Source organism: Bacillus sp. (in: firmicutes), assembly GCF_031983925.1.
Taxonomy (GTDB): domain Bacteria; phylum Bacillota; class Bacilli; order Bacillales; family Bacillaceae_G; genus Bacillus_A; species Bacillus_A pacificus.
In genome coordinates this window covers 155,902-182,011 of the sequence record NZ_DALYZR010000001.1, presented here as the reverse complement: position 1 = coordinate 182,011, position 26,110 = coordinate 155,902, and the positions used below count along the sequence as shown (strand labels likewise).

The following is a 26,110-nucleotide window of genomic DNA, read 5'->3' as shown; positions in this document are numbered from 1 at the left end:
GTGCTACTGGCGCTACTGGGCCTCAAGGACCTCAAGGTGTTCAAGGACCTGCAGGCGCAACAGGTGCTACCGGGGCTCAAGGACCTCAAGGTGTTCAAGGGCCAGCGGGGGCTACCGGCGCTACAGGGGCTCAAGGACCTCAAGGTATTCAAGGACCAGCAGGTGCTACTGGTGCTACGGGGGCTCAAGGTGTTCAAGGACCTGCAGGTGCTACTGGCGCTACTGGGCCTCAAGGACCTCAAGGCGTTCAAGGACCTGCAGGTGCTACTGGGCCTCAAGGACCTCAAGGCGTTCAAGGACCGGCGGGCGCTACCGGCGCTACCGGGCCTCAAGGACCTCAAGGCGTTCAAGGACCTGCAGGTGCTACCGGCGCTACCGGGGCAACAGGTGCAACAGGTGCTACCGGGCCTCAAGGACCTCAAGGTATTCAAGGACCGGCGGGCGCTACTGGGGCTCAAGGACCTCAAGGTATTCAAGGGCCGGCGGGCGCTACTGGCGCTACTGGGCCTCAAGGACCTCAAGGTATTCAAGGACCGGCGGGCGCTACGGGTGCAACAGGACCGGCGGGTACTCCAATTCCTGTAACTACGGCTGTATTAGGAAACACAAATGCACAAACTGTATCACCGGGAAGTAATATACAATTTAATGAAACATTTGAATTGTCAAATATATCCTTTAATGGTTCTGATACTCTAACTGTTTTAGAAACTGGTGTATATGATATTAGTTTCTCTGCATCTACAACTTTCCCAGGTTCTTCACCATTTGGCTTCGGTCTTTCATTTAACGGGCAACCACCTACTCGTAATTTCTCAACTAACGTTATCGGTAGTGCGGTTTCTTTCTCAACGATTGTTACTTTAACAGCTGGCACAACAATTTCTGTACAGCCTACAGCAAATACTATTTCTATTCCTAATACAGGCGAAACAACTGCTATACTTTCCATCTTCCGAATTTACTAACCACAATTTCCAATACTATTTTGGAGTTATCAAGCACATTTATAAGTACTAAGTTTTTGATTGTCTATTAAATCTCTCTTTGAATAAAAAGGAGCACTTATTTGGGAGGATAGGTGCTCCTTCTTTACGTTTCTTTACTTCAAATTTACTCTATCTTAATCCTCATTTTGTATGATAAATAGTGAAGTCAAAGATATGAAAGAGGGATGAAAATGAGAGTTATGTCACTAATACGCATTTGGTTTGCACTTATGGTATGCATTATTTTATGTGTAGGATTTTTTTTAACTCTAAAATATTCCACTATATCAAAAGCAGAGAGAAAAACTGCTCCATACAAACTTCTATATACGAAACAAAGCAACATCCCTTATTCCAATGCCACAAAGAATGAAAAAAAAGTTATAAAAGGGATGCTTATTACGAAAGCTTCTAGTTCCGAGGCGTTACTCCAAATTGCTGAAACGATTAAAGATCAGTATACAAATAAAAAAGTCGATGAAATTACACTTTCTATCCACAATGAAAATAGCGGTAATTACGAAGAAGAATTACCTTACGAACCTATTAGTAAAGGCCAAATAATCGTCACATACGATTCCGAATCCTTTGGCAGTACGAATATTATACTTAACGAGTAATATCATGTATCTCAATAGATATGGATTAATAGCTAATGAAGATAGACAAAACTCTCTATCGATTAAAATTTTATGTTGTTTTTATACAAAAAAAAAGGCGAATTTCGTTATTCGCCTCTTTCTTTTACCAAAATGAAGGAATCCATTCTTTCACTTTATCAAGCCACTCTTGTTGCTCTTGTTTTCGTTGTTGTTCCTCTTCTTTCCTTCTCTTCTCTTCTTCTTTTCTTCGTTTTTCCTCTTCTATTGTAGTCAATTGTTTTTTATAATCAGCCTCAGATATGAGCGATAACTGAAATGCTTTTTGAGCTGGATTTGCGTTCGCTTTTTTCATAATATCCCGGAACATTGTCGTCGTAATTTGACTACCACCCGGAACATAATGATCGCTATCGGTTTTATCATATCCTACCCAAATCGCACCTACCAAATCTGGTGTGTATCCAACAAACCATGAATCCTTTGCACCGGTGCTCGGGCCATTTACAATTTGAGTAGTTCCTGTCTTACCTGCCGTATCAACATTATTAACTTTCGCCTTTTCGCCCGTTCCCTTTTCGACAACACCTTTTAATAAATATGTCATTTTTTGAGAAACTTTCTCGCTCGTCACTCGTGTCTCTTTCTTATACCACTTTCCAAGCGTTTCACCTTCAGCATTTTGTATCTCCCTAATTGCATGAGCTTCCACTTGGACTCCGTCATTTGCAAATGTACTGTATGCTTGAGCCATTACAAATGGAGATGTTCCCACATGCATACCGCCTAAAGCAATTGGATACGTACGATCTTCTGGCACTAATGGAATACCAAATCGCTCTAAAGATTTCAATCCTTTATCTAATCCAATTTGTTCTAATAGCCACACAGCTGAAACATTATACGACTTTGCTACGGCTTCATACATTGTCACATCACCGTGAAAAGTATGATCGCTATTTTGTGGTTTATATTCTTTAATGTTAAATGGTTCATCTTTTAATATATCGTATACTTCATATCCTTGTTCTAACGCTGGTACATATACAGCCAAAGGCTTTAACGTTGAGCCAGGTTGTCTTTTTAATTGGGTTGCATGGTTAAACTGTAAAAACTGATACGGCCCTCTGCCTCCAACTAAAGCTGGTACACCACCTGTTTTGGGATTCATAAGAACTACACCCGTTTGCATGAGTTGGTCTGAGCCACTATCTTTGAAATAACTATCATTATTCACAACGTCTTCTACGGCCTGTTGTTTTTTCGGGTCAAGCTCTGTATAAATACGATAACCACCTGCTAAAATTTCATTTTGTGTTAATTCGTACTTGTCCATCGCCTCTCTAACAATATAGTCTACATATTGAGAGTATTTTCCCTTGTATTTATCATCAACGCCACGTTTTAACACAAGTCCACTCTCTTTTTCTTTATTATACTGTTCGTCCGAAATATACCCTTGCTCTTTCATTAAACTTAATACGACATTACGTCTTTCAATTGACTTGTTAAAGTTTTTATAAGGTGAATACGCAGATGGTGCTTTAATCAAGCCCGCAATCGTTGCTGCTTCTGAAATTGTTAAATCTTTTACATCTTTATCAAAATAAGATTTAGCTGCCCTTTTTATACCCCAAGCACCTTCACCAAAATAAATTTGGTTCATATACATTTCAATAATTTCATCTTTCGTATACGTACGCTCTATTTTTTTTGTTAAAAAATATTCCTTAATTTTTCGAGAGTATGTGCGATCCTGTGTCAGAAATACATTTTTCGCAAGTTGTTGTGTAATTGTACTTCCCCCTGCTACAACTTCTCCTGCTGTAATATTTTTAAAAACTGCACTTATAATTCCACTATAGTAAATCCCGTGATGGTTAAAAAATTCCTTATCTTCTACTGCAACAATGGCCTGAACCATAATATCAGGAATATCTTTCTTTTTTACGCCTTCTGTTTTAGAAGAAGCTAATTTAGTCGCAACTTCATTATTTGCATCATAAATTAAGGTCGGCTGCGGAACAGCTTGCTTTAATTCAGATATGTCTTGAATAGAAATTATTATATTTATAGCAATAAATAGAGTAGCGAGCAAACTTCCTAATACAATTAATGAATTACGAAGCTTCTTCCTCTTGTTGAACCACTCCTGCATTTTTTTTAAGTGAGTGTTCTTCAATTTCATTCGTTCACTTCCTTCGTTTGTTTACACTCTTCTTTTCAAAAGGAAGAATATACCTCCTTTTAAATTTATTATAATAACGTAGTCTTTCCTGTAGTGTAAAGCTTTTCTTTCACATTCATACTTTTTGCAAGAAAAGGACATTCTACAAGTAAGATATTCAATATCGATTATTAATATTATTAATACAACAATAAGAGTTATGTTAAGTTTTTGTAAACTTTTCGATAAAATGTTTTAAAAAACGACAGTTTTTTGTTAGAATTGACTAGCCAATATATTTTACATATATTACTTTTGTGGGGGTAACTAATAATGGTCTTTAAATCAAAAAAAGATAAATTTTCTGAAATGTTAATGAATGTTTCCGAAAATTTAAAAGAAGGCGCGCAGTTTTTCGTGGAGTATAAAATTAAAAATGCTAGCGATTTAAAAGAGTTTTCTATGCGCATGAAAGAGTATGAGTCAAAAGGTGACTCATTTATTCACGAAATCATTATGGAGCTAAACAAAGCGTTTATTACTCCTATTGAACGTGAGGACATCCTACAGCTTGCAATGAGTATGGATGATGTATTAGACGGATTAGATCATAGTGCTGGTCTATTCGAAATGTATTCTATTACAGAAGCTGATGAATACATGATTAAATTCGTAGAAGCAATTAATCAATGTGCGATTGAAATTGCAAACTCTGTTGAATTAATGTCTAACAAAAAATTAGTCGACATTCGTACAAATGCGATTAAGATTAAAGATTATGAATCACAATGTGATGATATTCGCCGTCATGCGATTAAGCACTTATTCTCTCGTGAAAAAGATCCAATTAAGATCATTCAATACAAAGAGATTTACGAAGAGCTTGAAGAAGTAGCGGATAGCTGCCAAAGCGTTGCAAACGTATTAGAAACAATTATTATGAAGAACGCGTAAGGAGTTTGATCATGGATACACTCTTGATACTGACCGTTTTAGTAGTCATTTGCGCTTTAGCTTTTGACTTTATTAATGGATTTCACGATACAGCAAACGCTATTGCAACGGCTGTTTCAACGAAAGCTCTAAAGCCTAGACATGCAATTATTATGGCAGCTATTATGAACTTTTTAGGTGCGATGACATTTACAGGTGTAGCAAAAACGATTACGAAAGATATTGTTGATCCGTTCGCTTTACAAAATGGTTCTCTTGTAATTTTAGCTGCTTTACTTGCGGCAATAGCATGGAATTTGATTACTTGGTACTACGGTATTCCAAGTAGTTCTTCGCATGCAATCATTGGCTCCATCGCAGGTGCAGCTATCGCTGCTGCTGGTTTTAGTTCATTAAACTTTAAAGGATTCATAAAAATTATTGAAGCTTTAATCATTTCACCAATTATCGCATTTGTTATTGGTTATATCGTATACAGTATTTTTAAAGTCGTCTTTAAAAACTTTAATTTAACGAAGACGAACAAAAACTTCCGTATATTCCAGATTTTCACTGCTGCATTACAAGCTTATACACATGGTACGAATGATGCGCAAAAAGCAATGGGAATCATTACAATGGCTCTTATGGCGAATAGTTATCATACTTCTAGCGATATCCCGTTCTGGGTACAATTATCTTGTGCCATTGCAATGGGTCTTGGTACTTCTGTCGGCGGATGGAAAATCATTAAAACTGTCGGTGGACAAATTATGAAAATTCGTCCTGTAAATGGTGTAGCTGCTGATTTATCATCATCTCTTGTTATTTTCGGGGCAACATTCATTCACTTACCAGTTAGTACGACGCACGTTATCTCTTCTTCTATTTTAGGGGTTGGTGCTTCTCATCGTGTGAAAGGTGTAAAATGGGGAACTGCAAAACGCATGTTAATTACTTGGGTTATTACACTTCCTATTTCAGCTTCTTTAGCTGCTTTATTTTATTCTTTATTACACTTAATCTTTTAATTAAAAGTCGTCTTCCTTATTTTTCTAGGAAGACGACTTTTTTGTGAACAAAGCTTTTTCCCATGAAAAAGCGTGTATAATAATTGGTGGATAAGTTATATAGAGGAGTTGGCAATTTTGGAATACATCATGTTACTTTTCATCGGGCTAATCGCCGGGACAGTCGGGAGTCTAGTCGGACTTGGCGGCGGAATTATTATTGTTCCGTTATTAATCGGATTACACAGCCTATCACCACAACTTGCAGTAGGAACCTCAATGGTAACAGTCGTTTTTACAGGACTATCTTCCACCCTTACTTATATGAAGCATAAACGAGTAGATTACAAAAGTGGACTTATTTTATTTATCGGGAGTGGCCCTGGTGGTATCATCGGCTCGTGGGCGAATAAATTTTTAAACCAAGATACATTTTCTTTATATTTTGGGATTTTTCTTATTTTTGTCTCCATTCTTCTTATGTTACGAGACAAATTAAAACCCCTTTCTTTATCAAATATGACTGTAATCAAGCGCTCTTTTACAGATAACGAAGGAAACACTGTACACTATCAATTCCCACCGCTTCTCGCTATCTTTATCGCCTTTATAGTTGGTTTTATATCTGGGTTATTTGGAATTGGTGGCGGTGCTTTACTTGTTCCAGCAATGATGCTACTTTTTGCATTCCCAGCACATATTGCTGTAGCAACTTCGATGTTTATCGTATTTCTATCAGCAATTGTAAGTTCTGCAACTCACATCTCCCTTGGAAATGTCAGCTGGATTTACGCATTAATTCTTATTCCTGGTGCATGGATTGGTGGAAAAATCGGGGCATATATTAATACAAAATTAAGCGGTAACGCCGTAATTAATTTATTGCGTATCACATTAATTATTCTTGGGACTAGATTAATCATTACTTCTTTTTTATAACGTGTTCTTTTTAGAATGCGTTTTTTCTTATACACATGAATATAAAAATCCTCCTAAGAGAACAAATAAAATTAAACAAACACATAATAACATGTAATTGGAAATATGTACTTTCTTCACGTTGACCACTCCTATAACTGCGACTGTTACCTTTATGATAGCGAAAAAATAATTTACTTGCAGTTACAAAGTGCTAACAATGCAAAATCATTTATTACAAATTTTATCCTTATATTTCATTTCTTTGTATATTCTATCGTTTTAATAAAAAAAGATGTCATATTGACATCTTTTTAGTGAAGAAGTGACCATCCCATAAAGTCTTCATGTACTTGGCACGCCCTCTTATCGTTTCGATCATACAATTCAGCATAACTATCTGTTTCTTCATCATAAGCCATCGTATAAATAATTTGGCCATCCACTTCAACGGATAACACGACTCCACCTTTCATCTCTTCTACATGAATGATGGCATTTGCCGGAATTCTCATATCCGTCATTTTTATCGCATCTAACAATATACTAAACCCCCTACAGCGTATTCATTGCTAGTACTATTACACACTAAATAGTATACTACTGTAATAGCATATATTTCGTCAATGAAATTGCTGTTTAAATAGCATATTGTCTTTATACATATACACTAAAAGAAATAGAAATGTTTAATAAACGGGGGGCTAACATTGATTCTACACAAAGGAGATGTACTATTCCGTCAAGGTGAGGACGGTCCTTTATATTTTATAAAAACAGGTTTATTAAAAGTAGTAAGGATAGAAGAAGATGGAACACCATTTCTATTCAACATTATCGTTCCAGGAGAAACGATACCTCACCATTCCTTAATTTCACCGAAGGAATATCACGGTACAGCAATCGCTTTAATGAAAACGGAAGTTGAACCTATAATTAGCAATGAGTGGTACAATCAACTTCAAGCGGATCCTGCATCATATGCAAATATCGCTATGCAATTACAGTCAAAATTAAGAATGATGCAGCAACGTATCGACCAATTGACGACCGTCTCTCCAAAAGAACGTCTTCATCGCTTACAAGAATGGTTCACACTATATTTAGGTGACATTCCTATATATGAAATATTAACACAAACTGAAATTGGTCAGCTCATCGGTATACGCCGCGAAACGGTAAATCGATTATTGCGAGAACAAATAAAAAACGAGGTGAAATAATACCTCGTTTTTTTGCTTTTTCAAACTCCATCTATTGTAAGCTTGCTGCTGGACCGAAAAATTCATAATGAATATGCTCTTGTTTCACACCTAAATCAGTTAATGTAGCATTTATATGCTTCATAAATGCTACTGGACCACAGAAATAAAATTCTGCTTCCGTTGTCGGAATAATCGTTTGCAGCCATTCAGCCTCAATCAAACCTTCTTTATCAAAGTTTTTCATTTCCAGATCTTTTTCAGTCGGCGCCGAATAGCAAGTGTATGCTTTCACTTGTTCGTATTCATTATCTAATGCCTCAACGTGTTCTTTCATTGCATGTGTATTACTATTTAGTGCTGCATGAACAAAACATACATTACGTTTTGAATCTTGTTCAATTAACGTATTTAGCATACTCATCATTGGTGTAATACCTACTCCACCACTAATTAGGACAACTGGTAATGTTGAATCCATATTTAATACGAAATCTCCCGCTGGTGCACTGACTGGTAACATATCGCCTTCTTTTACATGATCATGTAAGTAATTAGATACTTTACCGTCCGGTGTATCTACACCTTTTTCTTTCTTGACACTAATACGATAATATTCTTTTCCAGGAGCATCTGATAAGCTATATTGACGATTATGTGTATATGTTTCACCTTCAATATTGATTTGAACCGTTACATATTGTCCTGGGATGAATGAAGAAACTTTCCCTCCATCTTCAGGTTTCAAATAAAATGACGTAATAACATCGCTTTCCTTCACTTTTTTTACAACTACAAAGTTACGGAAATCTTTCCATCCACCTTCTTTATGTGCCGCTTCTTCATACATCTCTGCTTCAATACTAATGAATGCATCAGCAATGACACCATAAGCTTCTCCCCATGCGTTTAAAACTTCATCAGGTGCACCTGCGACCTCTTTAATTGCGCGTAGTAAACATGTACCTACAATCGGGTAATGCTCTGCTTTAATACCTAAACTTCTATGCTTATGACCAATTTGTTTTACAACTGGAATAATAACTTCTAAATTATCAATGTACGTTGCAGCTGCATAAACAGCATTCGCTAACGCTTGTTGTTGTCTTCCCTTTTTCTGATTTGTATGATTGAAGATATTCAATAGCTCCGGATGTTCCGAAAATAAAATTTCATAAAATCTCGTTGTAATTTCAACGCCTTTTTCCTGTAATAATGGTACTGTTGACTTTACGATTTCAATTGTTTTTTCACTTAACATTGTATCCCACTCCTCTATTTCCTTAACTGTTTTTAGTTTAACCGAATTGTATAATACAGATTGTGATTTTAATCACTATTAACACGGTGTTTTTGTGAAAAATATATGAACATTGCACTTACAAAAGAAAATAAGCTAACTAGAATGCTAGCTAGCTTATCATTTCGACAATATTTTTCTATACATTCCTCGTTGGCAAATGTTCTTGTAAAACCATATACCCTTCATAAGCTGCGTAACCGAGTATAGCCATTAATCCGATATAACAAGCAAATGCTGTCCATTTCGTTTTCGTATCCACTTTGTAATAGTTTTCCTGTTGTCTCTTGTCTGCATCCCATTCCTGTAATTTTCTTTCTGACATTTCAAATGCTTCTCGTATATGAATTGTATGTGTTTCTTTTTCATCTTCATATGGGACGTAATCAAGTGGCTCAAACTTTGGTAAAAGATATTCTAACACTTCAATCTTTTGAAGTTCTCCTGTTTTTAATTCTTTCTCTCTTTCTTTTTGCCTTAATACATTTATTTCATGTTGCATCATATATATATTCCGATGCACTGCACCAGTTTCTTTTAACTCTTCTTCAAGCCTTGCAACATATTCTTTCATTCCATCAATTTTATATCCTAATTCCTTAATTGGCTCATCTCTCTTTATTACTCTATACAATTCCATACAGCCGATAATAAAAATAAATCCGCCCAAAATACTTTTAAAATAAATTGAATACCCAAGTAGTAAAACAAGCCCCGCTCCCCAAATTCTCGTACTTACAACTGAAATAATCCGTCCCCCGTCTAACGGAGAAACCGGAATTAAATTAAAGAAATTAATCATACTTCCGAGTAAAATAATGAGCGCCCAAAACGGCTCTTTCGTTATCATATAAAGTGGAATAGCCGGTAAAAATGAAAGTAATCCGAAAAGAGGTCCCATATAGGCAATATATGCTTCATCTTTTGCATTTTTAGGCATCTCTTTCATCCCAATAAGAGCGCCCATAAATGGAATAAATATTGCTGGCGATGTTGGTATACCTTTTCTTTTCGCAGCCCATAAATGGCCCATTTCATGAATAAACAACAAATAAATGAGCGCTACCCCAAATTGCCAACCATATATAACTGCGTACGCACCAAGTGATAGAAACATACTAAATACCGTTGAAAACTTTGCTAATTTAAAAATTGCAAATACCCACTTTAACTTAGAAAGTAAAAATAACCCTATTGCAACAATAATTCCCCATAATCCTTTTTTATTATTTTTCATATTCCTCTCCTTTATCTTTCATTAATGAATGATATACATTCATTAAAGCTTGTTCTTTTTTCTATTATGACATATTTTTTTCTATTGTTAGAAATAATGTTTATATAATCCATTTTTAGCCAAAAATATAAATAAAAGGAGGTGCGCACAATTGAATTTACAATCTCTCATAATAGGAGCTCTATCTTTTTTAGCCTCAACTCTTATTTTTTATACCGTTAGTTACGTATTACTATTAGATTTGTTGCCCAATCACGTATTTATTGCTCTTATCATCCTTTCCGCTCTTATGATTTCTTTTCTTATTACACGAAAATCAATGAATGAGCCATCTGCAAAAGCAAAGTAATAGAGAGGGGGGGGTTCCCCTCTCTATTATCATTTCCTAGGAAAGTTCATATAGAATTGAGGAGTTTATCTCGAATAACGTTTCACCTTATCTTTGTAAATTCATTTTTTCACCATAATCTTTAACAATTTGAATAATATTTTGAAAAACACCTATTTTTTCTTGTTTACTATTTAATATTTTCAAATCATAATTTTCATAATATGTTTCTAATGACTTTAATTGTGATTCTGAAGCACCTTGTACCGGAACAGTAGCATGCAATTCATACTGTTTATATCCTTCCTTTACCTTTTCTCCTAAGATTTTTCCACTCTCTTTTGCTCCAATTAATTTTTGAACTTTTTCTGGAAAAATGACCTGCAAATAGTATTCTTGTTCCTTCTCTAACTTGTTGTATAGTGATTGTGAAATCGTATACCGTACTGTATAATTCACTTTTTGATCGCCCGCTTTAATATGGAACGCGGTAATCTGCAAATCTTTTTTTGTTACTTCCGTTAAAGGACCTGCCTGTGTTTCATCTTCTTTTTGTTCTGATACATTTGGAAATATAGCCAAAAGCTTTTCTGTATCTTTTTTATTCAGCATATACATAGCTTTCTTATGTTGTACCCATCCTCGTCTGTCTTCTCCTCTTAGCCATGCATAATACGTTTCTTTCTTCCCATCTCTACTAATTTGTATTTCATATTCAGGTTCACCAAAGCTACCTGTTATTTCTTGTTTCTCAGCTTTATCTATAATGTCTATTACTACCTTAGCTTCTGATTCCTGTAACTTTTTCTCTTTATGTTTTTTTTGTATAACGGTTACCTCTATTGTTTCTTTCACTTCATTCACCGTCTCTTCCACTTTTTTTGTTTCTTTTTTTTGCTCAACTTGACTACAAGATGCTAGTAACATAACAAATAACAGCAATACATATTTCATTTTCAACTTAATCCTCCTTTTACAATAAGAAACTCTTATAATCTTCATACAAAAAACAAAAACGTGACACACTATAAAATACGCTATACTAAGCATTGAAAGGAGGTCTTTTTCATGTCCATTAATTTTCACGATGCAAATAATAAATACACATACGCACAGCGAAACGCCCATATTTCTTGGAGAGAAATGATAAAAAATATTACAGACGTACAAAAGAAACGAATAATTGATATCGGCTGTGGTGGCGGGATTTATACGAAAGAACTTGCTCTTATGGGAGCAGAAAGTGTTGTTGGGCTTGATTTTTCAAAAGAAATATTACAGGCTGCAAAAGAAAATTGTAGCGGATTTTCAAACATTTCTTTCATTCAAGGTGATGCACATAGCGTCCCATATCCTAATGATACATTCGACATTGTTATTTCGCGCGCAGTTATTCATCATTTACAAGACGTTCCTACATTTCTACGTGAAGCTTCTCGTATATTAAAGAAAAACGGTGTACTTATTGTACAAGACCGAACTATTGAAGATTGTACGATCCCTGGAAGTCCCGAACACATCCGTGGATATTTTTTCTCTATCTTCCCAAAACTCATTGAAATAGAATCAAAAAGACGTCCAAAAACCACCACGATACAGCAAGAATTACAAAAATATTTTCTTCACGTTTTCCCGACTCAAACACAATGGGAGATACGAAAAATACATGGTTCTGTACAGGCATTATTGCAAGATTTATCACCTCGAACAGGCCGATCCATTCTATATGAACTAACAGATTATGAACTTTCTCAACTTCTACAACAAGTAAAGACCGCCTTACAAAACGTCTCTCCTATTATCGAAAGAGATCGTTGGACCATTTGGAGCGCCATGAAGTTGTAAGGAAGGAAGCCTCACAAAATAATGTGAGGCTTCCTTCTTTCATAATCTAATTTTGCAACACTCTTGATATCCTCCACTTCTGGCCTGTGCACTTCCACACTTCGGACATACTAAATATCTAGACTGATTTGTCAACAAACTACCTTTTTGAAAGAGTAAAACTTCTGCTTGTTTAAACGAACGCGAATAATATAACCACATAAAACCAATTATAGCAATAATGCCAAATAATACTCCCATCGCAAGCATTTCAGTCACCTCTTTTGGTTTGTTCTTTCCAGCAAGTGGATTGTTGTATTATTCTCTCTAAATTCAAACAATCCCTTCTTTACTCCTATAAATATCAACTTTCTCTATAAATTTTACAATTCTCCGCAAATTTTTACTTCTGTTTTACAATTCAATTTACATCAACTATTCATTCCAAAACAAATAACATTTCCGCATATATATATTTTATTAAAAAATATATTGACTTTCTAAAAAAAAAATGTAACAATACTTTCAGAATACTTGAATAAAAATTCATTGACGAGAACGAGTACGTTATAGGACTGTCCCCCAGAGAGTTGGCGATTTGCTGAAAGCCAACGTTCAGTGCGTAGCCGAAAATCATCTCCGAGAAGTAGAACCGAATGTTATAGTAAGTTCTTACCGGCTGTCCCCCGTTACAAGGAACACGTATCATGTTGTACGTTGCAGAGCCGTATACATATAGAATTATTTCTACATGTATAAATTAGGGTGGTATCGCGGGTAAATATAACTCGTCCCTTTCTTTAGGGACGAGTTTTTTGTGTTCTTACAAATGAATTTTAAAAAAGGAGGAAAAACAATGAACACTGTATCAAAAAAACATATTTTTTTCACGGGTCTTATGCTATTTTCTTTATTTTTTGGGGCAGGTAATTTAATTTTCCCTCCCATGCTTGGACAAAATGCAGGCGAAAACTTTTGGCCGGCAATGATTGGATTTTTACTAACAGGAGTGGGTTTACCACTACTAACAGTTATCGCAATTTCTTTATCAGGAAATGGTATGCAGCAACTTGCAAGTCATGTTCACCCCTTATTCGGAATATTCTTTACGGTAGTTGTATACATCGCCATTGGTCCTTCTATGGGTATTCCACGCGTTGCAAATGTCGCTTATGAAATGGGCGTTAGTTCTTTCTTACCAGAAACGATTCGCTCTAGCAGCCTAGCACTTTTTGCATATACAATCATCTTCTTTGCTATCGTATATTGGCTGAGTTTGAATCCATCTAAACTTGTAGATCGTATCGGAAATATATTAACACCTATTTTATTACTCTCTATTTTCTTATTGTTTGTTAAAAGTGTATTTACACCACTTGGACAATCAGGACCTGCAATGCAAGAGTATCAAACTTCTCCGATTTTCAAAGGCTTTATGGAAGGTTACTTAACGATGGATACCATTTCAGCACTTGCATTTGGAATTATCGTTGTAAATACCATTCGCTCTAAAGGTGTGAAGGATCGTAAATCCATTGCCATCGCAACAGCCAAAGCTGGACTTATTGCTGCTATTGGCCTCGTACTTGTATATGGTGCGCTTGGCTGGCTCGGTGCAACTAGCGTCTCGCTCGGATATGCAAAGAATGGTGGAAAATTACTTACTGTAATCGTACAACAATTATTCGGTCCATATGGTCTGCTTTTATTATCTCTTATCGTTACACTCGCTTGCTTAACAACATGTGTTGGACTTGTATCTGCATGTAGTCAATATTTCTCAACATTATTGACTAAATTTTCATACAAAACATTCGCAAGTATCATTTGTGTATTGGGATTATTAGTTGCCAACTTAGGTTTAACAAAAATCATTTCCATCTCTGTTCCAATTTTACTTGTTGTATATCCAGTTGCGATTGTACTTGTTCTACTATCGTTACTGCATAAATATTTCGGTGGATATCGCTCTGTTTATGTAGGTGCTTTAATTGGCGCAGCAATCGTAAGCGTATTTGATGGATTAAAACAAGGTGGTATTTCAGTTTCATTTATCACATCATATTTTGAATTTATCCCTTTATATAATGAAGGAATAGGTTGGCTAGTACCTGCATTAATCGGAGCTCTTATCGGCCTTACAATCGCTAAGCTAAGCGGCGCGAAAAAAGTTCCCTTACTCACCGAATCTCGTGAAATAAAAGCATCCTAAAAAACTCCCGAAAGGGAGTTTTTTTACATTTGATAAGCAGTATGATTAAAACTGCTTATTTTATACGCTTTCGTATAATAATCGATATTTGTATCCACTGTTTCTACTTTGACAACATCGTAGCACTCTTCTTGCTTTATTAAAAATAAATAGTACTCTTCTGTCGCCTCAACAATTGCAATTTTATCTGTTTCAACATTATATTGTTCACAAAGCGCTTGTAATGCGTTCACATAATCCCCTAGTTTTTTAGACTTATCCATACCGAATATAGTTTGAACTAGCATATACATTCTCCCCTTTGTATGTACTGTTAACAACTTAATGATAACGCTTACATTTATTGGCGTCAATAAAAAGATTTTGTACAAACTAATAACCAGTGGGGACCACCCCACTGGTTAAAATTTCACTTTATCATTTCGTCAATTGATGTCGAAACGCATAAATAACCGCCTGTGTCCGGTCACTTACATTTAGCTTATTTAATATATTGCTCACATGTGTCTTTACTGTTTTGAGGGCAATAAACAACTCGTCTGCAATCTCTTGATTACTTTTCCCCTCTGCAATTAATAACAAAATTTCAGACTCTCTTTCTGTTAACTCCTCATGCAAAGGTTGTTCTTTCTTCTGACGCATACGAGACATCATTTTACCAGTAACTTTCGGCTCTAATACCGTTTCTCCATCATAAGTAGCTCGTACAGCGTCTGCTATATCACTCGCTCTTGATGTTTTTAATAAATAACTTGTCGCTCCGGCCTCAATAACAGGATACAATTTCTCATCATCTAAAAAGCTCGTTACAACTACAATTTTTGCTTCTGGCCATTCTTGAATAATAGCACGTGTTGCTTCAACACCATCCATCTCATCCATGACAAGATCCATCAAAATAATATCCGGCCTTAATTGCAAAGCTAACTCTGAACCTTTTCTTCCATTTTCAGCTTCTCCAACTACTTCAATATCTGGCTGCGTTGATAAATATGCTGATACACCCATTCGAACCATTTCATGATCATCCACTAGTAATACTTTAATCATGATTCTCCCCCTCTCTCAATCATAATCGGTACTTTTACTTCTATTTGTGTACCTTTATTTGGAAAACTAAGTACCTTTAATGTCCCACCAATTTCATGAACACGCTCTTGTATTGACCTTAATCCGTAAGAACCAGCCTTATTCACTCCTACTTTAAAACCTACACCATCATCAATAATTTTCAATATTGCATATTGATCAATTTTTCGAAGACGCACTTCCGTTTTCTTTGCCTTCGCATGACGTAAAGTGTTAGATAGCGCCTCTTGTACAATGCGGAATAAGTGATCTTCTACACCTTTTTTTAATTGAATCGGTTCAATTAACCATTCAATTTTCATATGTTGCTTTCTAGATAGTTCTGTTAATAATTCTTCTATACCTTCTGTTAGTTTCTTACCTTCTAACTGTACTGGGCGTAAATGAAGAAGCAATGCTCTCATTTCTGACTGTGCATTTACAACCATATTTTCAACGAGCTGTAACTGCTTTTTCGTCGTTTCTGGAAATTCAGCTACTTGTTCATTAATAGCCGACATCATCATCGACATTGCAAAAAGCTGCTGACTTACAGAATCATGCAGCTCCCTCGCCAATCGATGCCTTTCTTGGGAAATCGCTTCTTGTCTCATCTCTTCATTCCAATGAGCTCGTTCATTCGTTACCTTTTGAAAGAGTCCAGCTTGCTCCTCTAATCGACGAGCCAGACCGATTACTTTTCGTTCCACTTCATGAAATTCATCATCTGCAGTAAACGAAACATCACTCGGAAAATTCCCTCGCTCTACTTCAAATAGAAACGTATTTAATCCTTGTATACGCTGCTCTATATAGTAACCGATTGCATATCCTACAATCCCCCCGATAAGTAAACTTGTAGTCATAATAAACAAGCCAATTGGAACAGAAGCGATGGATTCCTTCCATAATAAATCATATACTTGTTGCTCGCTTTTCCATACATATACAATTGTACAAATGAGTGCGATACTAACTGAGGACAACATAGAATAACGAATATACATCCACGAAATATTTTTTTGTTTCTTCATTATACTTTCCTCACTTCCGTATCGCCTACGACAAGCGAAGAAATAATTTTAATACGACGAGGAGCCTCTTTATACTGCTCTGTTCTAAATGTAACATTGCGGTTAAACCCTGTCTCCTCATGACCTGGCAAGAGCACACGTCCGACAATAACAGAATGATTTAAAGACAGTTCAATATCATATGGCACATATAAACGAATATTACCAACGACACCCCGAATAACAATTACCGTTTCTCCTTCTGGAATCATAGCAGTTGTTAAATCTATTTCCACATCACAAGCACCATATTGAACATTAATATCCTCAAGTTCATAAATATGATCCATCATTCGTACATTGCCTACAAACATATTTTTTAAATATGGTTCTGTACGATATATTTGCTTCTCTTCGTCTATAATCCCTTCTTCTTTAATTTCAACCTTCATTGCTTTTTGCTGATGCCCTTGTTGAATCAATTGATAACCAATTAAAGCTAAACAAGCAAATACGACAAGAACAAATGCTGCTGATGAAAATAAGAAGAATAAAAATACGATACCACCGACAAATAAAAATACATTTCCCCGTACATAACGATTCTTTTTACGATAATGCCTTCCAAACATAAGCATAATAAATGCAAAAATGAGACCACCTGGTTCAAAATGTCCAAGTATCATATCAAGAAAAAGACCGAATCCAAATATGATGAGGAGCATCCCCATTAATTGTGTCTTTGAAAAATGTTTCTTCATTTCAGCTCCCCCCTTCTTGTCACATATACATAGAAGAAAAGGCATTGCTTTCCAACACCTTTTCTCCTATCACTATATCATAAGCCTGTTTTATAATATACTACTATTATTTTGTTAACTCTTTCGTTAACGATACATCATTCTTTTCTTTCATTTCACGCTCAAGCTTTGCAATCTTCATATCAAATGTGTCACGTTCATGCTCCTCGTTCATACGAGTTTCTAAGTCGCGAATATGATCTTCAATTTCTTCAAAGCGTAAGAATGGATTATTTTCATCCATTTTATGCATCGCAGTATTCATACGACGATTTGCATGTGCCATATTTTCACGTGCCATTAATTCCATACGTTTTGCGTTCATTTCTTTTAATTTATTTTTCATTTCAGAAAGACGACGCTCTAGCTCATCAATTTGTTCTACAACACCTGCATACATTTCTTCTAATCGAGTTACTTGCCCTTCATAATAAGCTACTTCTTCTAATGCACGCTCATGTAGTTGTAGTTCGCCTGCTTCTTGAGCGATGATCGCTTGCTTAGATCTTTTATTCACGAAATAACGTGCTTGCTCAAGCTCACGAGCAAAGTTAGATTTTAATGTTTTATGACGCTGAATTAACTTCTCAATTTTTGTTATTTCACGCTCACTATCACGTAAATATTGGTTTAACATAGCAATTGGGTTTTTTCTTTCTTTCTCATCTAACACATTATGAAAATCTGCTAAAATTGCATCGCGTACACGTCCGAATAAAGATTGTTTCATTATAATCTTCCTCTCTTCTACTTTATAAATTTGATTTGATTGATTTTATATTAGTTTTTCATTAACTTGTTCCACTCATCTTCAAAGTTGCTATATGGTTTAGAACTTTCTGGAGCAGAATCAACAACTACATCTTTTTCTTTTTTCCACTCACGGTATCCGTAGTATAAAACTACTAATGCTGCAATACCGATTAATGCTGGGGAATGAGAAAGGGCGATGGACAAGCCGATCAAACCAACAATACCCCAAGCTAACTTTCCAAAAAATGATTGTGCTCGCACAAATGATTTATAGCTCCAGTACACAACTCCTGCTCCGATTGCGAATCCTACAATACCAGCAAGACTACCAAGAGCAATTAAAGCTAAAATACCAGCCGCGATAAACGCTAGAAATTGTTTCATCTTGTGCTTGCCTCCCTTCGATTTGATACTCTTATCTTAACTATTTTTTCTTTTTTCCATAACGAGCTTAAGAACCGTTTTTAACTCAGACTTAAGACCGAGTTGCATTCAGCCTTTTGTAAAAACATACGGTAGCATGGGATCATTCACTCTTTTCCCGCACATAAAAAGCCGTACAGAGAATGTTCTCTGTACGGCTTTCGTTACTTTTCATACACTTCATTTTCATTATGCTGTTTTATGATACTCTTTTTTTTCCGCTACTTTAGAAAACCTCGGGAAACCAATTAATATAGAAATGATTCCACATACGCCAACTAAGATTGGATAAAACGCATATGGTAACAGTTCAATTGGAGATAACGCCGCAAATCCTGCTGCTGTTAACATTTGCGCACCATACGGAATTAACCCTTGCACACAGCACGAGAAAAGATCTAATACACTCGCTGATTTACGAGGATCAATTTCATATTGATCTGCAATGTTTTTCGCAAGCGGACCTGTAAAGATAATAGAAATGGTATTATTCGCTGTACACATATTCGTCATACCTACTAAACCAGCGATACCGAACTCTGCTCCTTTTTTTGAACGAATGTTACGCGTTAAAATATTCATTAAATATTGAATGCCACCATTATATTGAATCAATTCGACCATACCGCCAATTAAAATAGCAAGTAATACTAACTCCATCATACCGCCCATTCCAGTCGTTACACTTTTAAAGAAACTCTCTAACGTATAACTTCCATCTAAAAGACCGATAACCCCAGATAGTACAGTTCCACCAGTTAACACGATAAGTACATTCCAACCAAGTAGCGCTGTAATAAGTACTCCTGCATACGGTAAAATCTTTATCCAGTCAAAGCTATGCGTTTTAATCTGCGTATCGCTTCCTAAAGTAATGATTACTAATAGTACAATTGTAATAATAGCTGCTGGTAATACAATTAAAAAGTTCGTTTTAAACTTATCTTTCATTTCTGTTCCTTGTGAACGTACAGCTGCGATTGTTGTATCTGAAATAAATGATAAATTATCACCAAACATCGCTCCGCCAACAACAGTAGCCATCGTAAGTGCAATTGAGATATCAGTTTGCCCACTAATACCTACAGCAATTGGTGCTAATGCAGCAATTGTTCCCATTGAAGTTCCCATCGCTAATGAAATAAATGCTCCTATAACGAAAATGCCAGCTACGATAAATCCTTGTGGTAAAATCGATAACGCTAAGTTAACTGTAGAATCAACGCCACCCATCCCTTTTGCTGTTTCAGAAAATGCTCCTGCCAGTACAAAAATCAGAACCATAATCATAATGTCTGGGTTCCCTGCACCTTTAGCAAATCGTTCCACTTTTACATGAAAACTTTCTTTACGATTCATTGCTAAAGCGACTCCTACAGCAATTGAAATTGCTACAAGTATCGGCAATTTATAGAAATCACCTGTAATAATTCCAGAACCAATAAATAGCGCCAAAAATATCCCAAGTGGTAATAATGCCAAACCATTTCCTCTCGTTTCTTTCAAAGTACCATCTCTCCCTAGTTTCAACCTTTTTCTAATGAATAACAAAAGACCTCTTCCATCGAGAAGAGGTCTTATACATCTATAAGAAACGCTCTTCTCATCTTTCAAGCATATGCTTGCTGGATTTGGCACAGCACTCTGAAATCGAGTCCGCTGCCGAGGCATCGTAGGGCCAGTCCCTCCGCCTCTCTTTATAAGAAGGTTTCATATTTATTTTTTAATAATAATTTCTTCCCTAACTTTACTCGCTTACAAAACAAAAGTCAATTATTTTTTGTATAGATTTTTTTGGTAATTATACAAAAATTTGAATACAATAATCATTTTAACTTTTTGATTTCTTCTTCCAATATTGAAATCCAATAAAATTCACTATTTTTTATTGCAGCTATGATCCATTTCGTAGTGTACCAAGCTAACTCATACTCTTCTTTTGTAACATCGCCACTTTTATAAGCATCCTCTAGCTCATCTTCATCGAGTACATACATTTTACCATTCGGTAATAACACTACATCTAAATATAAATCATCAAAATATGGTAAGCCACAGTCATCTATTTCATATTCTTTCGCCACATCGATATAATATTGCACTAATTTTTTCTGATCATCTAACATAGCTGTAATCGCAAAGTTTTTCCCATCTATGAAATATTGAATCCACGTATACTGATTACCAGCAATACAAAGTTCCTTACCATCATATGCTTTAAAACTAGGTTCTCTCACCTTTTTTATTTCCAGTATTCCTAGCATTCCTTCTTCTATTTGCTTAACAGTATAATCCCTCTCTATTAGTCGCTTCCACGAAGAACCGTCACCATATTTACGTTTCATTTCGTCTGCTCCCTTTCTATATAGAAAAGCCCCCACATATTATGTGAGAGCTTGTTCAAATTATAATTAAGCTGCTTGCTTATTAGAAATTTCTTTCAAGTAGGCTTGTCCTTTTTCAGCGTCATATTGACCTTCCCATTTAGACATAACTACAGCTGCTAAAGAGTTACCTACAACGTTAACTGCTGTACGGGCCATATCTAAAATACGGTCAATACCAGCAATAAAGGCTAAACCTTCAGCTGGAATACCTACTGTACCAAGTGTCGCTAATAATACAACGAATGATACGCCAGGTACACCCGCAATACCTTTTGATGTAAGCATTAATACAAGTAATAATGTAATTTGTTGTGTAATAGATAAATCAATACCATACATTTGTGCTAAGAAAATAGCCGCAATTGCTTGATATAAAGTTGATCCATCTAAGTTAAATGAATAACCTGTCGGAATAACAAAAGATGTAATTGCCTTTGGACAACCAAACTTCTCCATTTTCTCCATGATTTTTGGTAAAACTGTTTCTGAACTTGCTGTAGAGTACGCTAAGATCAGTTCATCTTTTAAAATCTTAAAGAATTGGAAAATGTTAATTCCAAATATTTTCGCTGTAATTCCTAATACGACTACAACGAAGAAAATCATTGCTCCGTATACTACAATTAATAATTTCCCTAATGGAATTAATGAAGAAAGACCAAATGTAGAAACTGTAACTCCAATTAACGCAAATACACCAAATGGTGCAAATTTCATAACTTGGTTTGTTACGTAAAACATTGCATCAGCTACACCTTGGAAAAATTGAAGAACCGGTCTTCCTCTTTCACCAATTGCCGCTACACCTAAACCAAATAATACAGAGAAGAAGATAATAGCAAGCATATCTCCGTCAGCTAATGACTTTACAATGTTTGTTGGAACAATATTTACAAATGTATCTGCAAACGAATGACTTTGTACTTGCTCTGTCGTATGTGTATATTTCGAAATATCTGTCTTTGTTAACTGCTCCATATTCACGCCTTTTCCCGGTTGGAAAATATTAGCAATTAATAGACCGACAATAATTGCAATTGTTGTAATAATTTCAAAGTAAATAATTGTTTTTCCGCCTAGTCGACCTAATTTTTTAACATCGCCAACACCAGCAACCCCAACAACAATACTCGCTACAACAATCGGTACAACGATCATTTTAATTAATCGGATAAAAATATCACCAATTGGTTGTAAATAACTCACCACTGCCGGATTGCCAAAGAAAATCGCCCCAACTGCAATACCTAGCGCAAGACCAATTAAAATTTGCCATGCAAGTCCTATTCTTTTCATATTTGTTGTAACCCCCTCTTCGATGTTTCACTCTATCTCTCATTCTATCTATCTCTATAAAACTTGAAATTAAGAGTATTACATATTATTCGACAATTCACTACATTTTGTCCCTGTTAAAAATCATAAATCAAAATTTAAAATCTGACAACAAAATAAGTTTGCCCGAACGCAAATAATTTTCTTGACAAAAATAAAACCCATGTCAGAAAACCTAACATGAGAACGATTCCTTACCAGTGTTTTATTAAATGTATAACTAATATTTCACTACATAAAACAATTTCACTTTTCCCTTTATTTTACAAGGAACTCTAAAAATACACCCTTGTTACACAAATATAAAAAATGCATCTGCAGTGAAATTTATCGCTGAAAAATGATAAATTCCGACAAAACTTAGTAATTTTATAAAATTTTCTTTACATTATGGTTACAACGATAGACACTCTTCTTCTTATGATATATAACATTCATAGGGAAAGGAGCTAGACAACCATGAAAAAGAAATTTGTAGCGTTCAGCGTTTTAGCAGCAGGAACGATTTTCGCTTCCCCGTTACTTTCACCCGCATACGCTGAAACGAATCAAGATAAATTATCTAATATTCAATCTGAATTAGAAGGAAAACAAAATGACTTACAAAATAAATCAGCCGAGAAAGAACAAATAGAAAAAGAAATTCAAGAATTACAAAAGAAAATCGACGATTTAACTACTTCTATTAATAAAAACGAAGCTGAATTAAACGATACAAAAAAAGAAATTAGTAAAACACAACAAGTAATTACTGAAAAAAAGAAACATATAGAGCAATTACAAACAAACATAGATACACGTCAGGAAGTTATTAAGCAACGACTGCAATCTATGCAAGAAAAACCTCGCACAAATATCATTACGGAAGTATTAACAAATTCTGCAAACATTGCTGATCTTGTTGATAATATGTACTCTGTCAGTTTAATTTTAAACAACGATACTGATATTGTGAAAAAACAAACAAATGACCAAGATGCTGTGACGAAAGAAAAAGAGGCTGTTGAGAAAAAAGAGCAACAACTGAAAGAATCCGAGCAAAAATTAGAGCAAAAACAACAAGAATTACAAAACAACCAACAACAGCAACAAACTCTTATTAGCGATCTACATACGAAAGTAGCAAAAGTAGATTCAGAGATTGAAGGATTAGAAGAATCTAAAGGAATTTTAGAAAATCAGCGTCAAGCTGTTCAAAAGGCAATTGAAGAAGAAAAACGCGCAGAAGAAGCTCGTAAAGCCGAGGAAGCTCGCAAGGCGGAAGAAGCTCGTAAACAAGCTGCTACATCTGCTCAAACAGCTCAAGCGGCCCCAACACCACACGATACAAACATCGGTGGATTTATTAAACCAGCAGCTGGATCAAAAACTTCTGGTTTTGGCGTGCGCTCTATTGATAACCATAAAGGAATCGATATCGCTGCTTCAGGAACTGTTCCAATTATTGCCGCTGCAGATGGCGTTGTTATTCGCTCAGAATTATCATCTAGTTACGGAAATGTTGTGTACTTATCTCACCGTATTAACGGAAAAACATATACAACAGTATATGCTCATATGAGTAGCCGTTCTGTATCGAATGGACAAACTGTAAAACAAGGAACTCAACTTGGATTTATGGGGAATACCGGCCAATCATACGGACAACATTTACACTTTGAACTTCATCTTGGAGAATGGAATGTCGGTAAGACAAACGCAGTTGATCCATCTCCTTATATCGGATTATAAAAAAACTCGGTGCATACCGAGTTTTTTTATTTCCCCTTCACACACTATAGGCATTCCACATAGACTACAACTAAATGCCTATAGTTTACGGGGTGAATTATATGAATACACAATTACAACAAGAAATACAAGAAGCTAGAGAGACTTTTATTGGCCGGATATTTACATTTGGCGGCTCAGTTTTATTTTTAATCGGATCATTCCTCGCAGTCGTCACAGCCTATAAAGCATATAATCGTTTATTAAATACACCTACAACATAATAAAAAGACGGAGAAATCTCCGTCTTTTTATTATGCAAACATTTTAAATACGCCTATCGCATTTAAAAATACAATAATTACAGTTACTGGAATAACATAACGAAGTAAGAAGAACCAAATATTAAATAATGTTTTCCCTTTCGTTTCCGTAACTTCTAATTCTTTCATTAACATTTCTTTACTCATTTTATTTGGTACGAATAGCGAAATAGCTAGTACCCCTAACGGCAGCAATACGTTACTTACTGAGAAGTCGACTAAGTCAAAGAATGTTTTCCCAAATATTTTCACATCACTCATAATTCCAAACGATAGAGCTGACGGAATTCCAACTGCAAAAATAAGAATACCAATTAATAACGATGCTGACGGACGCTTTTTCTCGTTATCTTTCGCAACAGATGCTACTACAATTTCAAGCATGGAAATCGCAGATGTTAACGTTGCAAAGAAGAATAACACCAAAAACATAATGAAGAAAAATTGTCCAAATGGTATTTTCGCAAATACTGCTGGAAGGACGATAAATAGTAACCCCGGTCCTTCAGTCGGCTTAACACCTAATGCGAAAATCGCTGGAAAAATCGCTAATCCTGCAAGTACTGTAATAAAAACAGTTAAGCTTACAATAGATGTTGCTGATTTTGCTAAATGTTCTTCTTTCTTCAAATAGGAACTATACGTGACCATTACCGAGGCCCCAACTGTTAGCGAGAAGAATGATTGTCCCATCGCGTATAAAATCGTATCTGCTGTCAGCTTTGAAAAATCTGGTTTTAAGAAGAATTCTACCCCAGCAAAAGCACCATCCAGTGTTAACGCACGAACAATAATTGCAATAAACAAAATAAATAATAGCGGCATCATATACTTACTTGCTTTTTCTATCCCTTTCTCTACACCTTTACTTACAACAAAAATCGTAAAAAGCATAAAGACAAATTGCGCTCCAATCGCGCTTACTGGATTTGAAATCGTCTCACCGAATAATTGCCCATAATCAGTCACTCCATTCCAGAAACTTCCTGTCACACTATAGTATAAGTAAAGTAAAATCCATCCACCTACAACACTATAAAAAGATAGTACACTAAAACAAGTAACAACTCCCATACGACCAATCCAAGGATATAACTTGCTATTTGGCACCAATACTTTATACGCTGTAACTGCCTCTTTTTGCGTACTACGTCCAATAACAAATTCAGCTAAAAGGAGTGGCATACCTATAAATAAAGTTAATAGTAAAAATACAAGGAAGAATGCGCCTCCCCCGCCATTACCTGCAACATATGGAAATTTCCATATTGCACCAAGACCTACTGCGGCTCCGGCTGCTGCGAGTACAAAGCCTATTTTCGACGTCCATTGCTGTGTTTCTTTCATCATAAATTCTCCTTTTCTGAATATTTAAACTTTTGTTAATTATACACTTTCATTTCATACTCGCACACCTCCTTTAGAAAATAAAAAAGTCCCCTACACGCAAATATGCATGTAGAGGACGATATATGTAATGTTAATACCGTGGTACCACCTCAATTGGATTGATAAATCCCACTTGTTCAAGTACAGGAAAAACTCCGATACTCTATCCTTTTAACGGCGGAACCCGGGT

General features: G+C 35.7%; 27 protein-coding genes, 1 riboswitch and 2 other annotated features (1 of these 30 cut by a window edge). Of the genes, 11 read left to right on the top strand and 16 right to left on the bottom strand.

All coding sequences use genetic code 11. The features are described from left to right. Both RTP99_RS00995 and RTP99_RS00990 read left to right on the top strand, forming a co-directional pair. Positions 1–968: Gly-Xaa-Xaa repeat protein (locus tag RTP99_RS00995; protein ID WP_312363580.1), on the top strand; the 968-nt coding region annotated here is incomplete at its 5' end. A 212-nt stretch (positions 969–1,180) separates the two neighbouring features. After that, positions 1,181–1,609: a hypothetical protein gene (locus tag RTP99_RS00990; protein WP_001265564.1), complete on the top strand. Its 429-nt coding sequence runs from the start codon at positions 1,181–1,183 to the stop codon at positions 1,607–1,609. 124 nt (positions 1,610–1,733) lie between these two features. On the opposite strand, the gene RTP99_RS00985 is transcribed toward RTP99_RS00990, so the two are convergent. Then, positions 1,734–3,776 carry a transglycosylase domain-containing protein gene (locus RTP99_RS00985; RefSeq protein ID WP_000769283.1) on the bottom strand — a complete coding sequence of 681 codons (2,043 nt, stop codon included), beginning with the start codon at positions 3,774–3,776 and terminating at the stop codon, positions 1,734–1,736. A gap of 312 nt (positions 3,777–4,088) precedes the next feature. Between RTP99_RS00985 and RTP99_RS00980 the strand changes: the two genes are divergently transcribed. From RTP99_RS00980 to RTP99_RS00970, 3 genes are all read left to right on the top strand, one after another. Then, positions 4,089–4,709: a DUF47 domain-containing protein gene (locus RTP99_RS00980; protein ID WP_000231448.1), complete on the top strand. Its 621-nt coding sequence runs from the start codon at positions 4,089–4,091 to the stop codon at positions 4,707–4,709. A gap of 11 nt (positions 4,710–4,720) precedes the next feature. Then, entirely contained in the window at positions 4,721–5,719 is a 999-nt protein-coding gene (locus RTP99_RS00975; RefSeq protein ID WP_000380271.1) for an inorganic phosphate transporter, read from the top strand. A gap of 117 nt (positions 5,720–5,836) precedes the next feature. Next, complete coding sequence (locus tag RTP99_RS00970; protein ID WP_000455758.1) at positions 5,837–6,637, top strand: sulfite exporter TauE/SafE family protein; 801 nt, start codon at positions 5,837–5,839, stop codon at positions 6,635–6,637. A gap of 293 nt (positions 6,638–6,930) precedes the next feature. On the opposite strand, the gene RTP99_RS00965 is transcribed toward RTP99_RS00970, so the two are convergent. Next, entirely contained in the window at positions 6,931–7,158 is a 228-nt protein-coding gene (locus tag RTP99_RS00965; RefSeq protein WP_000882907.1) for a hypothetical protein, read from the bottom strand. Between the two features lie 168 nt (positions 7,159–7,326). Between RTP99_RS00965 and RTP99_RS00960 the strand changes: the two genes are divergently transcribed. Further along, positions 7,327–7,839 carry a Crp/Fnr family transcriptional regulator gene (locus RTP99_RS00960; RefSeq protein ID WP_000600575.1) on the top strand — a complete coding sequence of 171 codons (513 nt, stop codon included), beginning with the start codon at positions 7,327–7,329 and terminating at the stop codon, positions 7,837–7,839. Positions 7,840–7,870: 31 nt separating this feature from the next. Here RTP99_RS00960 and hmpA read toward each other — a convergent pair whose 3' ends face one another. Together hmpA and RTP99_RS00950 are read right to left on the bottom strand one after the other, a co-directional pair. Continuing rightward, positions 7,871–9,079, bottom strand: coding sequence for an NO-inducible flavohemoprotein (hmpA, locus tag RTP99_RS00955; protein WP_000947719.1), 1,209 nt, complete (start codon positions 9,077–9,079; stop codon positions 7,871–7,873). 178 nt (positions 9,080–9,257) lie between these two features. Then, the gene (locus RTP99_RS00950) at positions 9,258–10,355 is read right to left on the bottom strand and encodes a site-2 protease family protein (RefSeq protein ID WP_000794486.1); all 1,098 of its coding nucleotides are present in this window, start codon (positions 10,353–10,355) and stop codon (positions 9,258–9,260) included. A gap of 151 nt (positions 10,356–10,506) precedes the next feature. On the opposite strand from RTP99_RS00950, the gene RTP99_RS00945 reads away from it, so the two are divergent. Next, positions 10,507–10,704, top strand: a complete 198-nt coding sequence (locus RTP99_RS00945) for a hypothetical protein (RefSeq protein WP_001053353.1) — start codon at positions 10,507–10,509, stop codon at positions 10,702–10,704. A gap of 87 nt (positions 10,705–10,791) precedes the next feature. On the opposite strand, the gene RTP99_RS00940 is transcribed toward RTP99_RS00945, so the two are convergent. Next, complete coding sequence (locus RTP99_RS00940; protein WP_000782993.1) at positions 10,792–11,643, bottom strand: YhfM domain-containing protein; 852 nt, start codon at positions 11,641–11,643, stop codon at positions 10,792–10,794. Between the two features lie 108 nt (positions 11,644–11,751). On the opposite strand from RTP99_RS00940, the gene RTP99_RS00935 reads away from it, so the two are divergent. Further along, positions 11,752–12,528 (top strand): class I SAM-dependent methyltransferase, encoded by a 777-nt coding sequence (locus RTP99_RS00935; protein WP_000026256.1) that lies wholly within the window; start codon positions 11,752–11,754, stop codon positions 12,526–12,528. Between the two features lie 39 nt (positions 12,529–12,567). On the opposite strand, the gene RTP99_RS00930 is transcribed toward RTP99_RS00935, so the two are convergent. Next, entirely contained in the window at positions 12,568–12,777 is a 210-nt protein-coding gene (locus RTP99_RS00930; protein ID WP_000880630.1) for a hypothetical protein, read from the bottom strand. Positions 12,778–13,047: 270 nt separating this feature from the next. Further along, positions 13,048–13,306: a binding site (T-box leader), on the top strand. A gap of 57 nt (positions 13,307–13,363) precedes the next feature. Between RTP99_RS00930 and brnQ3 the strand changes: the two genes are divergently transcribed. Then, positions 13,364–14,719, top strand: a complete 1,356-nt coding sequence (gene brnQ3, locus RTP99_RS00925) for a branched-chain amino acid transport system II carrier protein BrnQ3 (protein ID WP_001099152.1) — start codon at positions 13,364–13,366, stop codon at positions 14,717–14,719. A 23-nt stretch (positions 14,720–14,742) separates the two neighbouring features. On the opposite strand, the gene RTP99_RS00920 is transcribed toward brnQ3, so the two are convergent. The 9 genes from RTP99_RS00920 to gltP form a co-directional block, all read right to left on the bottom strand. After that, on the bottom strand, positions 14,743–15,081 hold the full coding sequence (locus tag RTP99_RS00920) for a DUF3922 domain-containing protein (protein ID WP_370530097.1): 339 nt from the start codon (positions 15,079–15,081) through the stop codon (positions 14,743–14,745). Between the two features lie 55 nt (positions 15,082–15,136). Beyond that, positions 15,137–15,769, bottom strand: coding sequence for a response regulator (locus RTP99_RS00915; protein WP_000598709.1), 633 nt, complete (start codon positions 15,767–15,769; stop codon positions 15,137–15,139). After that, a complete protein-coding gene (locus tag RTP99_RS00910; protein ID WP_000744320.1) occupies positions 15,766–16,821 on the bottom strand; it encodes a sensor histidine kinase in 1,056 nt (351 codons plus the stop codon). Before RTP99_RS00910 ends, RTP99_RS00915 begins: the two co-directional genes overlap by 4 nt. Then, positions 16,821–17,561, bottom strand: coding sequence for a cell wall-active antibiotics response protein LiaF (gene liaF, locus RTP99_RS00905; RefSeq protein WP_000716091.1), 741 nt, complete (start codon positions 17,559–17,561; stop codon positions 16,821–16,823). Before liaF ends, RTP99_RS00910 begins: the two co-directional genes overlap by 1 nt. A 106-nt stretch (positions 17,562–17,667) precedes the next feature. Continuing rightward, on the bottom strand, positions 17,668–18,330 hold the full coding sequence (locus RTP99_RS00900) for a PspA/IM30 family protein (RefSeq protein ID WP_000814143.1): 663 nt from the start codon (positions 18,328–18,330) through the stop codon (positions 17,668–17,670). A gap of 50 nt (positions 18,331–18,380) precedes the next feature. Then, positions 18,381–18,737, bottom strand: coding sequence for a lmo0954 family membrane protein (locus RTP99_RS00895; protein ID WP_000808648.1), 357 nt, complete (start codon positions 18,735–18,737; stop codon positions 18,381–18,383). A gap of 228 nt (positions 18,738–18,965) precedes the next feature. After that, on the bottom strand, positions 18,966–20,282 hold the full coding sequence (locus tag RTP99_RS00890; RefSeq protein ID WP_000665478.1) for a Na+/H+ antiporter NhaC family protein: 1,317 nt from the start codon (positions 20,280–20,282) through the stop codon (positions 18,966–18,968). A gap of 94 nt (positions 20,283–20,376) precedes the next feature. Continuing rightward, positions 20,377–20,482, bottom strand: a riboswitch (SAM riboswitch). 120 nt (positions 20,483–20,602) lie between these two features. Then, on the bottom strand, positions 20,603–21,121 hold the full coding sequence (locus RTP99_RS00885) for a ribonuclease FAU-1 family protein (protein ID WP_000824671.1): 519 nt from the start codon (positions 21,119–21,121) through the stop codon (positions 20,603–20,605). A 66-nt stretch (positions 21,122–21,187) separates the two neighbouring features. Next, positions 21,188–22,459, bottom strand: a complete 1,272-nt coding sequence (gltP, locus tag RTP99_RS00880) for a glutamate/aspartate:proton symporter GltP (RefSeq protein ID WP_000821138.1) — start codon at positions 22,457–22,459, stop codon at positions 21,188–21,190. A 498-nt stretch (positions 22,460–22,957) separates the two neighbouring features. Between gltP and RTP99_RS00875 the strand changes: the two genes are divergently transcribed. Both RTP99_RS00875 and RTP99_RS00870 read left to right on the top strand, forming a co-directional pair. After that, on the top strand, positions 22,958–24,229 hold the full coding sequence (locus RTP99_RS00875; protein ID WP_000726431.1) for a murein hydrolase activator EnvC family protein: 1,272 nt from the start codon (positions 22,958–22,960) through the stop codon (positions 24,227–24,229). A gap of 101 nt (positions 24,230–24,330) precedes the next feature. Beyond that, positions 24,331–24,492 carry a hypothetical protein gene (locus RTP99_RS00870; RefSeq protein ID WP_001095994.1) on the top strand — a complete coding sequence of 54 codons (162 nt, stop codon included), beginning with the start codon at positions 24,331–24,333 and terminating at the stop codon, positions 24,490–24,492. A 30-nt stretch (positions 24,493–24,522) separates the two neighbouring features. On the opposite strand, the gene RTP99_RS00865 is transcribed toward RTP99_RS00870, so the two are convergent. Next, positions 24,523–25,878, bottom strand: a complete 1,356-nt coding sequence (locus RTP99_RS00865) for a sodium-dependent transporter (protein ID WP_000665449.1) — start codon at positions 25,876–25,878, stop codon at positions 24,523–24,525. A 111-nt stretch (positions 25,879–25,989) separates the two neighbouring features. Next, positions 25,990–26,110, bottom strand: a binding site (T-box leader) (it continues 128 nt past the right edge of the window).